The sequence below is a fragment of the Nocardiopsis changdeensis genome (genome assembly GCF_018316655.1).
GTDB classification, from domain to species: Bacteria; Actinomycetota; Actinomycetes; order Streptosporangiales; family Streptosporangiaceae; genus Nocardiopsis; species Nocardiopsis changdeensis.
This window is the reverse complement of the sequence record NZ_CP074133.1, coordinates 7,129,388-7,145,847: the sequence shown is the minus strand read 5'-3', so window position 1 is coordinate 7,145,847 and position 16,460 is coordinate 7,129,388. Positions and strand designations below refer to the sequence as shown.

Sequence of the window (16,460 nt, the reverse complement as noted above, 5' to 3'; positions counted from 1 at the left end):
GTCAGCCGGACGGCCGCTCCGGCGCCCGCAGCCCCGCCTCCCTCCCCAGGAGGCCGGCCCGGGTGCGGTTGCCGAGGTCGAGGCGGATGAGCAGGCGCGACACGTACCCCCGTACCGTCGACTCCGCCAGGAACAGCCGCGCCCCGATCTCCGCGTTGGTCATCCCCTCCGCCAGGCACCCCAGGAGGTCGCGGTCCCGCGGGCCCAGCCCCGCGACCAGCTCGCGGGCGCGCGCCGACACCCCGGACCGGCCCGTGAACCCGCCCGCGACCTCCCGGGACAGCACCGCGTGCCCGCCGGCCGCCACCCGCACCAGCCCCACCAGGTCCTCCATGGGGGTGGACTTCACCAGGAACCCGGCCGCGCCGGCCTCCAGGGCGCGTGCCACGTGGGAGTCGTCGGCGAACGTGGTCAGCGCGACCACCGCCGGGGGATCGGGCAGGGCGGCGATGCGCTCGGTGGCGGCGATCCCGTCCACCCCCGGCATCCGCAGGTCCATCAGTACGACGCGCGGCCGGTGCCGGAGCACGGCCTCCACCGCCTCCGCCCCGTCGGCCGCCTCGCCCACCACGCGCAGGTCCTCGGCCGCGCCGAGGATGACCCGCAGGTGCTCGCGGACCATCGGCTCGTCGTCCACGAGCACCACGTCGATCACCGTTCCTCCTCCGTTCCCTCCCCGGGCAGGGGCACCACGGCCGCCACCAGGAATCCGTCGCCGTCCCGCCCGGCGCGCAGGGACCCGCCCAGCATCTCCACCCGGTGCCGCAGCCCCTCCAGGCCGGTCCCGGTCCCCTCGATGAGGGGGCCGGTCCGATCGTCCTCCACCGGGTTGGCCGCCTCCACCAGCACCGCGCCGCGCTCGCGGACCACCCTGAGCCGGACCGCCGCGCCGGGGGCGTGCTTGCGCGCGTTGGTCAGGCACTCCTGGACCACCCGGTGCAGGGCCCGCGCCACATGGGGCGGCAGGCCGGCGAGGTCGTCCGGAACGTCCTGCTCCACCGCCTGCCCCGCCTCCCGGGCCTCGTGCACCGGCTCCAACGGGTCGGGGACGCCGGCCGCCGGTCCGAAGGACACCGGCGGGTCCGGCCGCACCGAGGCCGGGTCGTTCAGCACACCGACGATCTCGCGCAGCTCGTCGACGGCCCGCCCGCCCGCGGCCCGGATGCGGTCGGCGACCTCGCGCACCCCGGGGTCGGCGGACACGGCGGCCAGCGCCCCCGCCTGGAGAACGATCAGGCTGACCTGGTGTGACACCACGTCGTGCATCTCCCGGGCCAGCCGCCTGCGCTCGTCGACGCGGGCCCGCTCGGCCAGCAGCGCCCGTTCGCGCTCCTCCTGCCGGGCCCGTTCCCTCCGCGCCTGCGCCAGGCGCCCGTACAGGGCCAGGGCCGCGCCGCCCAGCACCGGCGAGGAGGCGTTGAGCGCCTCCAGGAACGCGAACCCCTCCGTCCCGCGCACGACGGCGATGAACACCGCGTAGCCGACGAAGGCGGCCGCCCCCACCGCCGCCCCGCGCGGACCGCGCGCCCACCTCACCAGGTTCGCGGCGGCCCACGCCAGGACGAGGACCGGCCACACCAGGCCGCCCACCAGGGCCAGCTCCCGCCAGGCCCCGCCGGCCAGGTACGGGAGCACCGCCAGGACCACCGCCGCCGCGGCGACGGCGCCCGGGAACCGGGGGCCCAGGGGCACCAGCACCGCCGACGCGCCGGCCATGGCCGCGGCGCCGGCGAGGACCGGGAGCGGCCCGGCCCCGTCGATGACCGCCAGGCAGAACACGCCGTTGGCGACGGCGAGGAGCCCGAAGGCGCAGGCGAGCAGGACCGCCCCGCGCCGCGCGGGCCGCCCCCTTCCGGGCGGCGGGGCCGGGGGAACCGCGTGGTCGTCCATGCCCCCACCGTAGGCGGCGGGCCCCCGCCCGGACCCGCCCGGGAGGGGATCGACGACATTCGTCGTCTCCCTCCCCGCATTCGGCGCTGCCGCCGCCACGTCCCCGGACGGTTGCCTGGTGGTGACGGACGAAGGACGACGGAGGGCGGACGACGTGATCGAAGTCGAGGACCTGAGCAAGCACTACGGCCGGACCCGGGCGGTGGACGGTCTGACGTTCACCGCGCCCTCCGGCCGGGTCACCGGGTTCCTGGGCCCCAACGGCGCGGGCAAGAGCACGACCATGCGGATGATCCTCGGGCTGGACCGGCCCACCGGCGGCCGGGCCGCGATCGACGGGCTCCGCTACCGGGACCTGCCCGACCCGCTCCGGGCGGTGGGCGCCCTGCTCGACACCGACGGGATACCGCCCGGCATGACCGCCGCGGGGCACCTGCGCTGGGTGGCGGCGGCCGCGCGCCTGCCCGACCGGCGGGTGGACGAGGTGTTGGGCGCGGTCGGGCTGTCCGGGGTCGCCGGGAAACGGGTGGGCGGCTTCTCGCTCGGCATGCGCCAGCGGCTGGGCATCGCCACCGCCCTGCTGGGCGATCCCGGGACCCTGGTGCTCGACGAGCCGGTCAACGGGCTCGACCCGGAGGGGGTCCGGTGGGTGCGCACGCTGATGCGGTCGCTGGCCGCGGAGGGGCGCACCGTACTGGTCTCCAGCCACCTCATGGGGGAGATGGCCGAGACCGCGGACCGTGTGGTCGTCATCGGCCTGGGGCGGCTGATCGCCGACACCACCGTGGCGGACCTGGTCCGCAAGGGTGCGGGCGGCCGGGTCCGGGTCAGCGGGCCGCGGCCCGGGCCGCTCGCCGCCGTCCTGCGCGACCACGGCTGCACGGTCGAGACCGATGCCGGGGACGGGACCGCCGACCTGCTGGTCACCGGGGCCGAGGCCGCCGGCGTCGGAGAGCTGGCCGCGAGGTACGGGCTGGTGCTGCACGGGCTGACGACGGAGCGGCCCAGCCTGGAGGACGTGTTCATGGAGCTCACGGGCGCCGACGCGGACCACGTGTCCGCGCCGGTGGCCCGGACGGGAGGGAAGCGATGACCGCCGGGGTAGGGGAGAACGCACGGGGGACGCGGACGCGACCGGGCCCGGGGTTCGGGCCGGTGCTGCGGTCGGAGTGGCGCAAGTTCCTGGCGACGCCCGCCAACCGGCTCGTGCTGGTGCTGGCGTTCGTGCTGACGGTGGGCGTCACCGTGCTCATGGTGGTGTTCGGCGACAGCGCCGCGATCGCCCGCGAGCAGGCGGAGGGCGAGTACGCCGTCATCTTCTTCGCGGGAGGGTTCGGCACGTTGGCCTTCGCCGGCCTGGCGGGTGGCATGGTGGCGTCGGAGTTCCGCGGTCCCGCGGTGTGGACGCTGGCCGCGTCCCCCCGCCGGTGGCGCCCGCTGCTGGCCAAGCTGGTCATCGTGGCGGCGCTGGCGCTGGTGGTGGGGCTGGCCGTGGCCCAGGTGAACTTCCACGTCAGCCAGGCCGCCCTGCGCGCGGCGGGGGAGCCGACGCTGAGCCTGGGCGCGCCGGGGATGCTCCGGGCGACGCTGGTCTACATCCCGCTGGGGATGGCGGTACAGGCGGTGCTCACGGCGTGCGCGGCCGCGGTGCTGCGCAGCGCGGCCGGGGCGTTCACGGCGGTGTTCCTGGTCAACCTGCTGCCGGTGGTCACGGCCCCCTTCCTGGGGGAGTGGTGGATGGAGAGCGTGCCCCGGTTCACCTACGGCGCGGCGACGGAGAGCGTCGCGGGCATCGCGGTCCCGGGAAGCGAGGGGTACCTGCCCACCGCGGCCGCCGTGCTCGTGCTGGTGGCGTGGGTGGCGGTCTTCGTGGCGGTCGCGGTGGCGGTGTTCGAGCGCCGGGACGTGTGACCGGGGAGGACGGGGGTCAGCCGGCCGCGGGGGCGCCCGCGGCCGCCCGGTCGCGCAGGCGCGCGACGGCCGCCTCCGTCGCCTCGTCGGCGGGCAGCATGACCAGCACCTGCTGGTCCCGCGGGGACGCCTCCAGGACCTCCCGGTGCAGGCGGAGGACCCCGGCCGAGGGGTGCGCCAGGGTCAGCACCCCGCGTTCGGGGAGCCTGTGGCTCTGGAGGCGGTCGGTGAACTCCGGGCCCGCCACCGGGGCGAGCTCGGCGCCCATCCATTCCGCGGACTCCCGGGACGGCGCCGTCCACAGGTCGAACGCCTGCTCGTCGGCGACGGCGCCCCAGTCGGGGAACAGCTCCCGCGCCCGGGGGTCGGTGAACACGTACCGGGTCAGGTTGGGGAACCCGCCGTCCGCCCCCGCCCCCTCCAACAGGCCGGTCTCCGCGAACACCGCGTCGAACCCGCGCGTGCGGGCCAGCAGGTCGCCCAGCCGGTTGGTCACGGCCGCCACTCCCGGCTCCAGCAGCCCCAGCGTCCGCAGGACGGTCGGCGCGACCTCCCGGTCCGGCGGCGCGGGGCGGTTGTGGGAGGGGCACCCGCCGCCGGTGATCTTGGCCAGGTAGAGCAGGTGCCCGCGCTCCGAGCCGTCGAGTCCGAGCGCGTCGCCCAGCGCGTTCACGACGGCGGGCGACGGGTTGCCGTCGCGCCCCTGCTCGATCCGGGTGAGGTATTCGACGCTGATCCCCGCCAGCGAGGCGAGGTCCACCCGGCGCAGCCCGGGGGAGCGGCGGCGGTGGCGGGCCGGCAGGCCCAGCGCCTCCGGCTGGATGGCGTCGCGCCTGGCCCGGATGAAATCGCCCAGAGGAGTACCCATGCCGCGATCCTAGGGCGGGCCCGCCCGGCGGGTCACGGCCTCAGCGTGGCCCTGTGGGGGCCAGCCTGACCACGGCCTGTTCACGTCCGCCGCCGGGGCGGATCGTGGTCGGCATGGACAACACAGCACACGCTTTCAAGCTCGTGATCGTCGTCGGCAGCGTCCGGGAGGGCCGGTTCGGCCCCACGGTCGCCTCCTGGGTCGCCGACAGGGCGGACGCCCACGGGGCCTTCGAGGTGGAGGTCGTCGACCTCGCGGACTTCGACCTCCCCCTGGCCCTGCCCGCCGTTCCGCCGAAGATGGCGGGCGACGCCTACCCCTTCCCGGACTCCCTGGCCCCGTTGACGGAGGCGCTGTCGGGGGCGGACGCGTTCATCCTGGTCACCCCCGAGTACAACCACAGCTACCCGGCCTCGCTGAAGGCCGCCATCGACTGGCACTTCACCCAGTGGGCGGCCAAGCCGGTCGGCTTCGTCAGCTACGGGGGAGCGGCGGGCGGCCGCCACGCGGTGCTGCACCTGGAGAACGTGCTGACGGAGCTGCACGCGGTGACCGTCCGCGACGGCCTGAGCTTCCCCAACTACTTCTTCACCTGGGAGGACGGCCTCCCGCGGGACCCCGAGGCCGAGGGGTACGCCAAGGCGATGCTGGAGCAGCTGGCCTGGTGGGCCGGTGCGCTGCGGGCCGCCCGTGCGGCGGCCCCCTACCCGGGGTGAGGGGCGCCGGGCGGGGCCGCGGCCCCGCCCCCCTTCCCGGGTCAGGGCCGGGCGATCCCCGTCCGGTAGGCCCAGACCACCGTCTGCAGCCGGTCCCGGGTGCCGATCTTGGCCATCGCCCGGGTCAGGTGCGACTTCACCGTGCTGGTCTCGATGAACAGCGCCCCGGCGATCTCCGCGTTCGACATCCCCTGTGCCAGCAGCCGCACGATGTCCGCCTCCCGGGCGGTGAGCAGGCCCCGCGCGTCCGGGTCCGCTCCGCCCGGGGGCCTGCGCCGGGCGAACTCGGCCATGACCCGGCGGGTCACCGCCCGGTCCACCAGCCCCTGCCCGCTCGCGAGCCGCCGGACCGCGTCCACCAGGTCGTCGGGGTCGGTGTCCTTGAGGACGAACCCGGCGGCCCCCGCCTCCAGCGCCCCGAACACGTACTCGTCGAGGTCGAAGGTGGTGATCACGAGGATCTCCGGCGGCCGCTCGCCGGGCCGCCGGGCCGACCGCTCCAGGATCTCCCGGGTCGCCGCCAGCCCGTCGCCACCCGGCATGCGCACGTCCATGCAGACCACGTCGGGCCTGAGCCGGGACGCCAGCTCCACCGCCGACGGGCCGTCCCCCGCCTCGCCGACCACCTCGATGCCGTCGGCCATGTCGAGGATCACCCGGAACCCGGCCCGGACGATGGCCTGGTCGTCCACCAGCAGAACCCTGATCACCGCTCGCCCCCGTTCACCGGCATCTCCCACCGCACCCGCCATCCTCCGTCACCGGTGGGCCCGGCCTCCAGCGCCGCACCCACCACCTGGGCGCGTTCTCGCATGCCCAGCACGCCCAGCCCGCGGTGCTCCCGCCCGGTCGCGCGGGCTCCGCCCGGCCCGTTCCCCACCTCCAGGACGAACCCCTCCGCCCCGTACCGGAGCAGCACCCGCACCCGTGCCCCGGCGGCATGGTCGCGGGCGTTGGTCAGCGACTCCTGCACCACCCGGTAGGCGGTGACGTCGGCGATCGGCGCCAGCCCGTACGGCTCGCCCTCGCGCACCACCTCGATCTCCGTTCCGAGTTCGCGCTCGGCGCCGACCAGCCGGTCCAGGTCGGCCAGCCCGGGCACGGGCGCGCCCTGTTCGGCCCCGGCGCCGCCGTCCTCGGCGGGGTCGCGCAGCGCGCCGACCACCGAGCGCAGGCCGGCCAGGGTCTCCCTGCCCTGGGACCGCACCCAGGCCATCGCCTCCCGGGCGGCCTCGTCGTCCCGGCCGATCAGCCGCTCCGCAGCCCCGGCCTGCACGACCATGCCGGACAGGTGGTGGGCGGCGATGTCGTGCAGTTCGCGGGCCATCCGGGCGCGCTCGGCCCGGATGGCCGACTCGGCGCGTTCCCGCTGGGCGCGGGCCTCCTCCGCGGCGCGCGTCCGCAGCAGGCCGAGGTAGCGGCGCCGGGTGCCCACGTAGGCGCCGACCAGGGCGGGGAGCACGAACGTGGGGACACCCGAGGCCAGCAGCCCCAGCCACGGCACCGCCGACCCCTCGGGGACCGGCGGCAGGTCCGCGGGCGGCGCCAGCAGCCCTTGCACCGGTCCGCCGACCAGCCAGTAGAGGACGACGGCGCCCGCGACCGCCCCGAGGAGCCGGGGCACGGGCAGCAGGGTCCCGCAGGTGTACGCGGCGATGAACAGCGCGAGCCCCTGGACCCCGACCTCCGGCGGCAGCAGCGCCATGACCGGCAGTTGGAGCGCCGTCCCGCCGACCAGGCACACGACCGGGTACCGGCGGCGCACGGCCAGCAGCAGCGACTGCGCGGCCATGGCGGCGGTGAGGACGGCCCCCGCGGCCGCGGAGAGCGCCACCGCGTCCACGTGGACCAACGAGAACAGCAGCAGCCAGAGCATCCCGACCGAGGCCGCCGCGACGGCCGCCGCCAGGGCCGCGTCCCTGCGGGCCCGCCCGCGCAGCCCCACCCGGTCCAGCAGCGCGTCCGCCAGTTCGCCCGCCCCGGAGAACGGCGGTGCCGGAACCGGCACCGCCGTTCGCGCGGCGGGGCCGTGGTCCTGCTCGCCCATCGGGTCCCCCTTCACTCGTCCGTGGACATGATCCCCGCCCGCCCCCGGGACCTCAGTACGTCGGGTCGAAGGAGAGCAGCCCGAAGGACAGCGCGAACCACGCCGTGCCCGCCAGTGCCGCCAGTACCAGCGCCCCGGCCGCGTACCGCTTCCACCCGGCGCGGCGCCGGACGTCACCGGCCAGCGACCACGCGGCGGGGACGACCCCCAGCGCGCCGAGCAGTTGCAGGCCGTGGAGGCCCAGCAGCACGGCCGCGGGCACCTCGTTCATCCCCATCAGGAACGACAGGACCAGCACCCACCCGACCGCGGCGGCCAGGGCCGAGGCCGTGCCGGCCCGGGTGAGGACCCGGGCGGTGCGCCCCGCCCGGTCGCGCGCGGGCAGGGACAGGCTCCGGCGCACCACCGCGCCGACCGGCCAGGAGAGCACGGCCACGAGCAGGACCGCCAGCGAGAAGGCCAGGACCGCCGGTGCCGCGACGTGTCCGGGGCCGGCGCGCAGGAACGCGGACGCCGGGTCGGTCCCGAGCGCCTCCACCCGGCCGTCCTCGGCGCGCATGGACAGCGTCCGGTGCCCGCCGACCTCCCTCCACAGCCACGGCTCGACCTCCTCGTACACCTGGGGGTGGCCGCTCGCGGTGCCGGGGGTGACCAGGATGGTGCCGTCCCCGCGGTCCCGGACCTCCAGCCCGCCGACGAGGTCGAGCACCGACAGGAAGTTGCTCTGGACGGCGCGGGTGCCGATGTAGCTCCCGTCCGCCATCGCGGCGTGTTCGGCGGCGGTGTCGGTCCCGGCCGCGGGCCCCTCCTCCCGGGGCAGGTAGCGGTCCATGAAACCGCCGGTGATCTCCTCCCGCAGGTAGTACCCCTGCCCGTCCGGGTACCCGCCGCCGTTGAAGGACACGAAGACGCCGGTGCCGTCTTCGGGGTGGATCTGCAGGTGGGAGTGGAAGTACATGCTGTCCCCTCCGTGCCCCAGCGCGGGCCGCCCGTTGCGGTCCTCCCGGTAGAACCCCAGGGCCATGCGCGGCCCCGCGGCGAGCGTGCCCAGGGAGTCCTCGCCCAGGGCCGGGGAGTGCATGAGGTCGAGGGTGTCCCCGTCCAGCCCCAGCCCCTCGAGGTCGCCCAGGTGGGCGAGCATGAACCGGGCCATGTCGGGGGCGGAGGTGGTCAGCGCCCCCGCGGGGGCGTCGGGGACGGTCTCGAACTCCCCTGCGGGCCCGGTGTCGTCGGTGTACCCGGAGGCCAGCCGGTCCCGGAACCCCTCGGGGAGCGGCTGGGCGAAGGTGGAGGAGTCCATGCCGAGCGGCTCGAACACGGTCTCCGCGACGTACTCCTCGAACGGCTCGCCGGCCGTGCGCTCGACGATGTACCCGGCCAGCGCGTTGCCGTAGTTGGAGTAGGCGGGCACGGTGCCCGGCGGGTACACCTGCTCGGGCGGGTCCTCGACCAGGTAGGAGCGCAGGTCGGGGGAGTCCTGGCCGCTGAGGAACATGCCCTTGATCCGCTCCTCGAACCCCGGGGTGTGCGTCAGCAGGTGCCGCAGGGTGACCGGCTCGTCGAACCGGGTGGGGAGGGTGAAGTCGAGGTACTCGTTCACGTCGGTGTCGAGGTCGAGGGCGCCCTCCTGGACCAGCCCCATCACCGCGGTCGCGGTGACGAGCTTGGACACCGAGGCGACCCGGAACAGGGTCTCCTCCGGGTCGACCGGGACGGGTCCGCCCCCGTCCGCGCCGGTGTCGGCGTACCCGTAGCCGCGGACGGTGAGGATCTCCCCGTCGTGGACGACGGAGACGACGGCGCCGGGGATGCCCGAGACGTCGAGGGCCCCGGGGACGACCCCGTCGAGCCAGGCGTTGACGTCCTGCTCGGTGAGCTCGGCGGTGGGCGGCGCCGCCGCGGGCGCGGGGGCGCCGTCGTTCGGGGCGCCGTCCCCGTCCGCGGGCGCGGCGCAGGCCGAGGCGAGCACGGCGAGGGCGGCGGCCGCGGCCGCCAGGGGGACCGGGGCGCGGCGTGCGCGCGGCGGTGCTGTGGTCTTCGCGGGGATCACGGACCCCTCCTTCCGGTGGTGTGGTCCCAGCGTCGCGAAACCGGTGCCCCGGGCACATCGGGCGCGGATCGTCACCGTGGTTGCGACCTTCGTCGGAGGCGCCGCCTCCTCGGGTCGATCCGCCGCTCTGTCCACCCACCGCTCTGTCGACGCGTCCCCTTGTCGACTCGTCGCCGTGTCGCCTCCTCGACCCGGCGACACGGCGATCCGCCGCCCCGCCGGCGGAGCGGCCTCACCTCACCGGACGAGGTCCTTGAGGTAGGCGGCGGTACGGCTCCCGGGCACGGCGGCCACCTCGGCGGGGGTGCCCGCGGCGACCACCCGGCCGCCCTCGTCACCGCCGCCGGGCCCCAGGTCGACGACGTGGTCGGCGGTGGCGACGATCCGCATCTCGTGCTCGGCGGCCACCACGGTCGCGCCCGCGTCGATGAGGTCGCGCAGCCGCTCCATGAGCACGTCGGCGTCGTGGGGGTGCAGTCCGGTGGTGGGCTCGTCCAGCAGGTAGACGGTGTCGGCGACGGTGCGGCGCTGGAGTTCGGCGGCGAGCTTGATCCGCTGCGCCTCCCCGCCGGACAGCTCGGTGGCGGGCTGGCCCAGCCGCAGGTAGCCCAGGCCGACCGCGCTCAGGGTGTCCAGCGAGCGCGCCACGGAGGGCACCCGGGCGAAGAACTCCAGCGCCTCGTCCACCGACAGGTCCAGGACCTGGGCGACGGTGAGCCCCCGGTAGGCCACCCGCAGGGTGTCGGGGTTGTAGCGGGCGCCCCCGCAGTCGGGGCAGGGGGCGTAGGTGCTGGGCAGGAACAGCAGCTCCACGGACACGAACCCCTCGCCCTCGCAGGTGGGGCACCGCCCCTCGGGCACGTTGAAGGAGAACCGCCCGGGCCCGTACCCGAGCGCCTTCGCCTCGTCGGTACCGGCGAACAGCCTGCGCACCGTGTCGAACAGCCCCGTGTAGGTGGCCGGGTTGGAGCGCGGGGTGCGGCCGATGGGCTTCTGGTCCACCCACACCGCCCGTCCGCGTGCGGCGGCGTGCTCCCCGATCGCGCCGAGCAGGGTGGACTTGCCCGAGCCGGACACACCGGTGACGGCGGTGAACACTCCCAGCGGCACGTCGACGTCGAGCCCGCGCAGGTTGTTGCGGTCGATCCCGCGCAGCTCCAGGGTCCCGGAGGGGGTGCGGCCGATCCGTTCGGGGACGGGGGGATCGAAGAGGTAGCGGCGGGTCACCGACTCCCCGACCTCCGCCAGTCCGGGCACCGGGCCGCTGTAGAGCACCCGGCCGCCGTCGGCCCCCGCCCCGGGCCCCACGTCCACGACCCAGTCGGCTCCCCGCACGATGTCCATGTCGTGCTCCACGAAGCACACGGTGTTGCCGCCGTCGCGCAGCCGCCGCAGGATGCCCGACAGGGCCTCGCAGTCCGCCGGGTGCAGCCCGGCCGACGGCTCGTCCAGCACGTACACCACCCCGAACAGGGCGGTGCGCACCTGCGTGGCCAGCCGGATGCGCTGGAGTTCCCCGGTGGAGAGGGTGGGGGCGGGGCGGGCGGTGCCCAGGTAGCCCAGGCCCAGCTCCACCAGGACCCCGACGCGGGCGGTGATGTCCTGGACGAGGGCGCCCGCGGGGCCGGGGTCGTCGTGCCAGGGGGCGAGCAGGTCGGCCAGCGCGGAGAGCGGCATCCGGGCCAGCTCGTCGATGCTCCGGCCCGCGAAGGTCACGCGCAGCGCGGCGGCGTTGAGCCGCCGCCCGTCGCACCCGCGGCAGGCCCGCTCGTCCATGAAGGACCGGGCGCGCTCCCTGCGGGCCTCGCTGGCCGAGGACGCGTACGCCTTGAGGACCAGCCGCCGGGCGCTGCTGTAGGTGCCCTGGTAGGGGCGCTGCACCCGGCCCGCCTCCCGGACGGGGTGCACGGTGACCACCGGCTGTTCGTCGGTGAACAGGATCCATTCGCGCTCCTCGCGCGGGAGCTCGCGCCAGGGGCGGTGGACGTCGTACCCGAGGGTGTCGAGGATGTCGCGCAGGTTCTTGCCCTGCCAGGCGCCGGGCCAGGACGCGATGGCGCCGTCGGCGATGCTCAGGGACGGGTCGGGGACCAGCGACCCCTCGGTGACCTCGTACTCCACGCCCTCCCCGTGGCAGACGGGGCAGGCGCCGACCGCGGTGTTGGGGGAGAAGGAGTCGGAATCCAGATGTTCGGCCCCGGGCGGGTAGGTCCCCGCCCGGGAGAAGAGCATGCGCAGTGAATTGGAGACCGCGGTCAGGGTGCCCACCGTGGACCGCCCCGAGGGGACCGAACGGGCCTGGGCCAGGGCCACCGCGGGCGGCAGCCCGGTGATGCCGTCGACGTCCGGCGCGGGCAGCTGCTGGAGGAGGCGGCGCGCGTACGGCGCGACCGACTCCAGGTAGCGGTGCTGGGCCTCGGCGTACAGGGTGCCGAACGCGATCGAGGACTTGCCGGACCCGGACACCCCGGTGAACGCGACGAGCGCGTCGCGGGGCAGGGAAACGTCCACGGCGCGCAGGTTGTGCACCCGCGCGCCGCGGACCCGGATGTGGGCGTCGGTGTTCTCCATGCTCAGAGGATTACCCGACGCGGCACCGTTCCCGGTCCGCGGCCCGCCCGGGGGCCGCGGACCCGGGGGTCAGCCGGTGTAGTTGGGGTCATCCGCGATGGGCGGGGCCGGGGCGGCGCTGGGGGTGTCGGGGTCCCACGGGTCCTCCTGCGGCGCCTCGGGGGGCGCGGGGGCCGGGTCGCTCGGGTCGGCGGGCGCGTTCCCCTCCTCCGTGGGCGGGTCGGTCGGAACGCCGGGGTGGCCTCCCTCGCCGGGGGTCGGGGCCGGGGTGGCGACGGCGGCCGGCTCGGCCGGGGCGTCGTCCGACGCGAGCGCCGGGGCGGCGCCGAAGAAGGCCGCCGCCATGGCGGCGACGATGAGCATCCGGGACTTCACTCGCATGGTCGACCTCTTGTCGTTCTCGCTGTCGGGTGTTCGGGGGTCCGCTCGGTGAGCGGTCATTCGGTGATCTCGACCGGGGTTCCCAGCGGCAGGCGCTCGGCCATCCAGGTGATGTCGTCGTTGGACACGCGGATGCAGCCGTGGCTGACCTCGCCGCCCAGGCCCGACTCGTCGTCGGTGCCGTGCACCGCGAGCTGTCCGGGCCCGCCCGCGAAGGTCTCCAGGGTGTCGGAGTGCCCGCTGAGCCCGAAGGCATAGGCGCCGTAGGCGCCCCCGGGGTCCGAGGGTTGGAGCAGCTCGGTGAAGTAGTACTCACCGGGCGGTGTCGGGGTCTCGCTCGTCCCGATGCCGATCGGTCCGGTCCGGAGCTCCTCCCCGCCCTCGACGACGGTGAAGGAGAACTCCGACATGTCGATCTCCACGCGGAACTCGGTGGCGGTGAGTTCGACGTCGTCGGCCTCGATCCAGCCGGTGGAGCCGTTGGGCCGCACCGGCAGCAGCACCTCCAGCCAGTCGCCCCGGACCTGCCGGACGAGGAAGGTGCGGTCCGCGCCGAAGTCGTTCGGGCTGGCGAGGGTGTGCACCACCTCGCCGCCGTCCGGCTCGGAGCGGACCTCGACCTCGTCGCCGACGGCCGTGGCGATGTAGGAGCCCTCGGGTGCCGCGGGCTCCTCCGCCCGCCCGGACGTGCCGGAGGGTTCCTCCGGGGAGTCCGGAGCGGACGAGCAGGCGGTGGCCGCGGCCAGGGCCGCGGCGGCGGCCAGGGCGGGCAGGGCCACGGAGGCTCCGCGGGGCATCAGGGATCGGCGCATGGGGTCCATCCGGTCGGGTGGTCCGGCCGGGCTCTCCGTGCCGGACGCCATGAAGAGTGGACGAGGAATGTGAAGAACCCGTGTGGCCGCCGTGTGCGTCCTGTGTTCCGACCTGGGGAGACCTCTTCCGGCCCCGCCGCGCCGGCGGGCGGCGCCCGTACGATCGTCCGTGTCGGGGGCCCTCTCCCCCCATCGGTGAACGGAGGTCCTCCACGTGTGCGCGCATGTCCTGGTGGCCGAGGACGACGTGAACCAGGCCGAGCTGATCCGGCGCTATCTGGAGCACGAGGGCCACGCGGTCCGCGTGGTCCACAACGGTCGCGCCGTGCTGGAGGAGCACCACCGCGACCGCCCCGACCTGATCGTGATGGACGTGATGATGCCGGTGATGAGCGGCCTGGAGGCGTGCCGGGTGCTGCGCGCGGAGTCCGACGTGGCGGTGCTGCTGCTCACCGCGCGCTCCACGGAGGAGGACCTGCTGGCCGGGCTCGACCTGGGCGCCGACGACTACGTCACCAAGCCCTACAGCCCGCGCGAGCTGATGGCGCGGGTGCGCACGCTGCTGCGGCGTTCGCGCACCCCGGTCCGGGACGAGGAGCGGGTGCTGAACGCGGGGCCGATCACCGTGGACCCGGCCCGGCACGCGGTGCTGGTGGACGGGGAGCCGGTGGAGTGCACCCCGGTGGAGTTCCAGCTGCTGCGGGCCCTGGCCGCCCGGCCGGGCCGGGTGCTGAGCCGGGCCCAGCTGCTGGAGCTGATCCACGGGATCAGCGGGTACATCACCGAGCGCACCATCGACGTCCATGTGAAGAACCTGCGCCGCAAGATCGAGCCGAACCCGCGGCGACCGGTCCGGCTGGTCACCGTCTACGGGGTCGGCTACAAGCTGGTGGGGCCCGAACGTGGCCGCTGAGCGCCGGCGGGCCCGGCGGGGCCGCTCGGGGCGGAGCCGGTCCGGACGGCGGGTCTCGCTCCGGCACGGCCTGCTGTTCCGCCTGTTGACGGGCTCGGTCCTGGTGGCGGTCTGCTCGATCACCGCGACGGCCTGGCTGTCGGTGCAGCGGACCTCGGAGTCCATCAACGTCCAGCAGGGGGAGACCCTGGCGGTGGACACCCACATCCACGACACCCTCGTCGGCTACGCGGCGACCCACCGGGGGTGGGAGGGGGTCGAGGAGACCGTCCGGGCCCTGGCCGGGGAGACCGGCCGCCGGATCGTCCTGACCACCGAGGGCCGGGCCGTGATCGCCGACTCCGCCCTCCCCGCCGCGGAACCCCCGCAGGGGGCCGCCGGGGACGCCCCGCCGCTGCCGCCCCGGACGTCGTCGGTGGTGGACGCGCTGGCGGTGGACGTGACCCTGGCCGCCGGGAGCGGAGACCGCATCGACCCGCGGGCGGTGGGCCCCTTCGCCCTGACCGACCACGAGCGCGCCCTGCTGCGCGCCGACGCGGAGCAGGGCGCGGACTGCCTGCGGACGCTGTACGGAGTGGCGGCGGAGGCGGTGACCGGGCCGACGGGGCGCCCCGTGGTCGAGACGGAGCAGGCCGACGCGTACATGTGGGACGACTGCGGCCTCGACGCCCTGGACCGGCCGGTGGGGGGCGAGGAGGAGGCCCTGGCCGACCTGAACGCCCTGGCCGCCGACTGCGCGCCCGACTCCGGGACGGACCTCGTGTACGCCATGGACGGCCGCACCGGGGGCCTCGTGATCACGGGACCCCCGTCGGCCGACCCTCCTGAGGCGGCGGACGATGCCCGGGCCCCGGCCGCTCCGGAGGACCCCGCCAACGTGTCGCCGTCGGAGGACCCGGGCGCCGCCCCGCCCGAGGAGGGGGCGGGGGGAGACTCCGGGGCGGAGGAGCCGCTCCCCGGCGGGGAGCCCTCCATCGCCCCGGAGGCCCCGGCACCGGGTGAGGAGGTCCCGTGGGAGGTCCCCCAGGACCCGCAGGACCCCTGGGAGCCCGCACCGTCCCGCGCCCCCGACCCCTCCGGCGCCGGGAGCCTGACCGGGTCCCGGGTCGAGGTGCCGCCGGAGGCGGCGCCCTGCCTGGACGCCGCCCGCCGCGCCCAGCTCGACCCCTACGTGGCCCCGGCCGCGCTGCTCTTCATCGACGACCCCGCGGAGGACGCCGCGGCGGGGCCCTCCCTGTCCCGCGAGGGCGTGCTGCGCGTGGGCGGGGTGGTGGTGCTGGTGCTGGTGCTGACCGTGGTGGTGAGCACGACCCTGGCGACGCGGCTGCTCCGTCCCGTCCACGCGCTCACCGACGCCGTCAACCGGATGCGCGAGGGCGGCGGCCCGGCCCGGGTGGAGGTCCGCGACTCCGGCGAGATCGGCCGCCTGGCGGAGGCGTTCAACGAGATGTCCGAGCACCTGGAGCGGGCCGAGGAACAGCGCAAGGCCATGGTGAGCGACGTGTCGCACGAGCTGCGCACCCCGCTGAGCAACCTGCGCGGCTGGCTGGAGGCCGTCCAGGACGGGGTGGTCGACCCCGAGCCGGACCGCATGGGGATGCTGCTGGGGGAGACCCTGCTGCTCCAGGCGGTCATCGACGACCTCCAGGACCTCGCCCTGGCCGACGCCGGGCGGCTGCGCCTGGACCCGGAGCCCGTGGAGGCCGGCCCGCTGGTCGAGCAGGTGGTCGCGGGCCACGGGCTGCGCGCGGAGGAGGCCGGGGTGCGTCTGGTCTCCGAGGTCCGCGACGTGACCCTGGTGGCCGACCGCACCCGGCTGCTCCAGGTGCTGGGGAACCTGGTCGGCAACGCGCTGCGGCACACCCCCGAGGGCGGGACCGTGACCGTGCAGGCGCACCGGGCGGGCTCCGAGGCGGTGCTCCGGGTGAGCGACACCGGGGTCGGCATCGCCCGGGAGGACCTACCGCACGTCTTCGACCGGTTCTGGCGGGCGGACAAGTCCCGCAACCGGCGCACCGGCGGCAGCGGCCTGGGGCTGGCCATCGTGCGCGGGCTGGTGGAGCTGCACGGCGGGACGGTGGCGGTGAGCAGCACGGTCGGGGAGGGCACGGCCTTCACCCTCCGGCTGCCCCTGGCCGGTCCCCCCGGGAGGGGACCGGCCCGCGGAAGCCCCTAGTGCCTGTTCTCCGAACGCTCTCCCGCGCCGCCGGGGGTTCCGGAGGCCCGGCGGAGACGTCCTCGAGGAGGGTCTGCGGCCACAGGCCCTCCGTTGAGGACCTCCCGCCGCTCGACGGTCGGGCC

14 protein-coding genes are annotated in these 16,460 nt (G+C 75.9%); 5 read left to right on the top strand and 9 right to left on the bottom strand.

The window, feature by feature from the left end:
* Nucleotide 1: 1 nt before the first annotated feature.
* A complete protein-coding gene (locus KGD84_RS32090; RefSeq protein WP_220564023.1) occupies nt 2-655 on the bottom strand; it encodes a response regulator transcription factor in 654 nt (217 codons plus the stop codon).
* On the bottom strand, nt 652-1,890 hold the full coding sequence (locus tag KGD84_RS33665) for a sensor histidine kinase (protein ID WP_220564022.1): 1,239 nt from the start codon (nt 1,888-1,890) through the stop codon (nt 652-654). The genes KGD84_RS32090 and KGD84_RS33665 overlap by 4 nt, the downstream gene beginning before the upstream one ends.
* Before the next feature lie 154 nt (nt 1,891-2,044).
* On the opposite strand from KGD84_RS33665, the gene KGD84_RS32075 reads away from it, so the two are divergent.
* Together KGD84_RS32075 and KGD84_RS32070 are read left to right on the top strand one after the other, a co-directional pair.
* Complete coding sequence (locus KGD84_RS32075) at nt 2,045-2,983, top strand: ABC transporter ATP-binding protein (protein WP_220564021.1); 939 nt, start codon at nt 2,045-2,047, stop codon at nt 2,981-2,983.
* A gap of 62 nt (nt 2,984-3,045) precedes the next feature.
* A complete protein-coding gene (locus KGD84_RS32070) occupies nt 3,046-3,801 on the top strand; it encodes a hypothetical protein (RefSeq protein WP_220564020.1) in 756 nt (251 codons plus the stop codon).
* A 16-nt stretch (nt 3,802-3,817) separates the two neighbouring features.
* Here KGD84_RS32070 and KGD84_RS32065 read toward each other — a convergent pair whose 3' ends face one another.
* Nucleotides 3,818-4,669: a helix-turn-helix transcriptional regulator gene (locus KGD84_RS32065; protein ID WP_220564019.1), complete on the bottom strand. Its 852-nt coding sequence runs from the start codon at nt 4,667-4,669 to the stop codon at nt 3,818-3,820.
* Nucleotides 4,670-4,782: 113 nt separating this feature from the next.
* On the opposite strand from KGD84_RS32065, the gene KGD84_RS32060 reads away from it, so the two are divergent.
* Nucleotides 4,783-5,385 carry an NADPH-dependent FMN reductase gene (locus KGD84_RS32060; RefSeq protein WP_220564018.1) on the top strand — a complete coding sequence of 201 codons (603 nt, stop codon included), beginning with the start codon at nt 4,783-4,785 and terminating at the stop codon, nt 5,383-5,385.
* Nucleotides 5,386-5,426: 41 nt separating this feature from the next.
* Here the strand turns inward: KGD84_RS32060 and KGD84_RS32055 are convergent, their stop codons facing one another.
* The 6 genes from KGD84_RS32055 to KGD84_RS32030 form a co-directional block, all read right to left on the bottom strand.
* Nucleotides 5,427-6,095: a response regulator gene (locus KGD84_RS32055; RefSeq protein WP_220564017.1), complete on the bottom strand. Its 669-nt coding sequence runs from the start codon at nt 6,093-6,095 to the stop codon at nt 5,427-5,429.
* Entirely contained in the window at nt 6,092-7,432 is a 1,341-nt protein-coding gene (locus tag KGD84_RS32050) for a sensor histidine kinase (protein ID WP_220564016.1), read from the bottom strand. The genes KGD84_RS32055 and KGD84_RS32050 overlap by 4 nt, the downstream gene beginning before the upstream one ends.
* A gap of 52 nt (nt 7,433-7,484) precedes the next feature.
* On the bottom strand, nt 7,485-9,482 hold the full coding sequence (locus tag KGD84_RS32045) for a serine hydrolase domain-containing protein (RefSeq protein WP_255646925.1): 1,998 nt from the start codon (nt 9,480-9,482) through the stop codon (nt 7,485-7,487).
* A gap of 237 nt (nt 9,483-9,719) precedes the next feature.
* The gene (locus KGD84_RS32040) at nt 9,720-12,053 is read right to left on the bottom strand and encodes an ATP-binding cassette domain-containing protein (protein ID WP_220564015.1); all 2,334 of its coding nucleotides are present in this window, start codon (nt 12,051-12,053) and stop codon (nt 9,720-9,722) included.
* A gap of 69 nt (nt 12,054-12,122) precedes the next feature.
* On the bottom strand, nt 12,123-12,434 hold the full coding sequence (locus KGD84_RS32035) for a hypothetical protein (protein WP_220564014.1): 312 nt from the start codon (nt 12,432-12,434) through the stop codon (nt 12,123-12,125).
* Between the two features lie 56 nt (nt 12,435-12,490).
* Entirely contained in the window at nt 12,491-13,255 is a 765-nt protein-coding gene (locus KGD84_RS32030) for a L,D-transpeptidase family protein (RefSeq protein WP_220565427.1), read from the bottom strand.
* Nucleotides 13,256-13,460: 205 nt separating this feature from the next.
* Between KGD84_RS32030 and KGD84_RS32025 the strand changes: the two genes are divergently transcribed.
* Together KGD84_RS32025 and KGD84_RS32020 are read left to right on the top strand one after the other, a co-directional pair.
* Nucleotides 13,461-14,159: a response regulator transcription factor gene (locus tag KGD84_RS32025; protein ID WP_220564013.1), complete on the top strand. Its 699-nt coding sequence runs from the start codon at nt 13,461-13,463 to the stop codon at nt 14,157-14,159.
* Nucleotides 14,149-16,335 (top strand): sensor histidine kinase, encoded by a 2,187-nt coding sequence (locus KGD84_RS32020; RefSeq protein ID WP_370634636.1) that lies wholly within the window; start codon nt 14,149-14,151, stop codon nt 16,333-16,335. Before KGD84_RS32025 ends, KGD84_RS32020 begins: the two co-directional genes overlap by 11 nt.
* Nucleotides 16,336-16,460 lie beyond the last annotated feature (125 nt).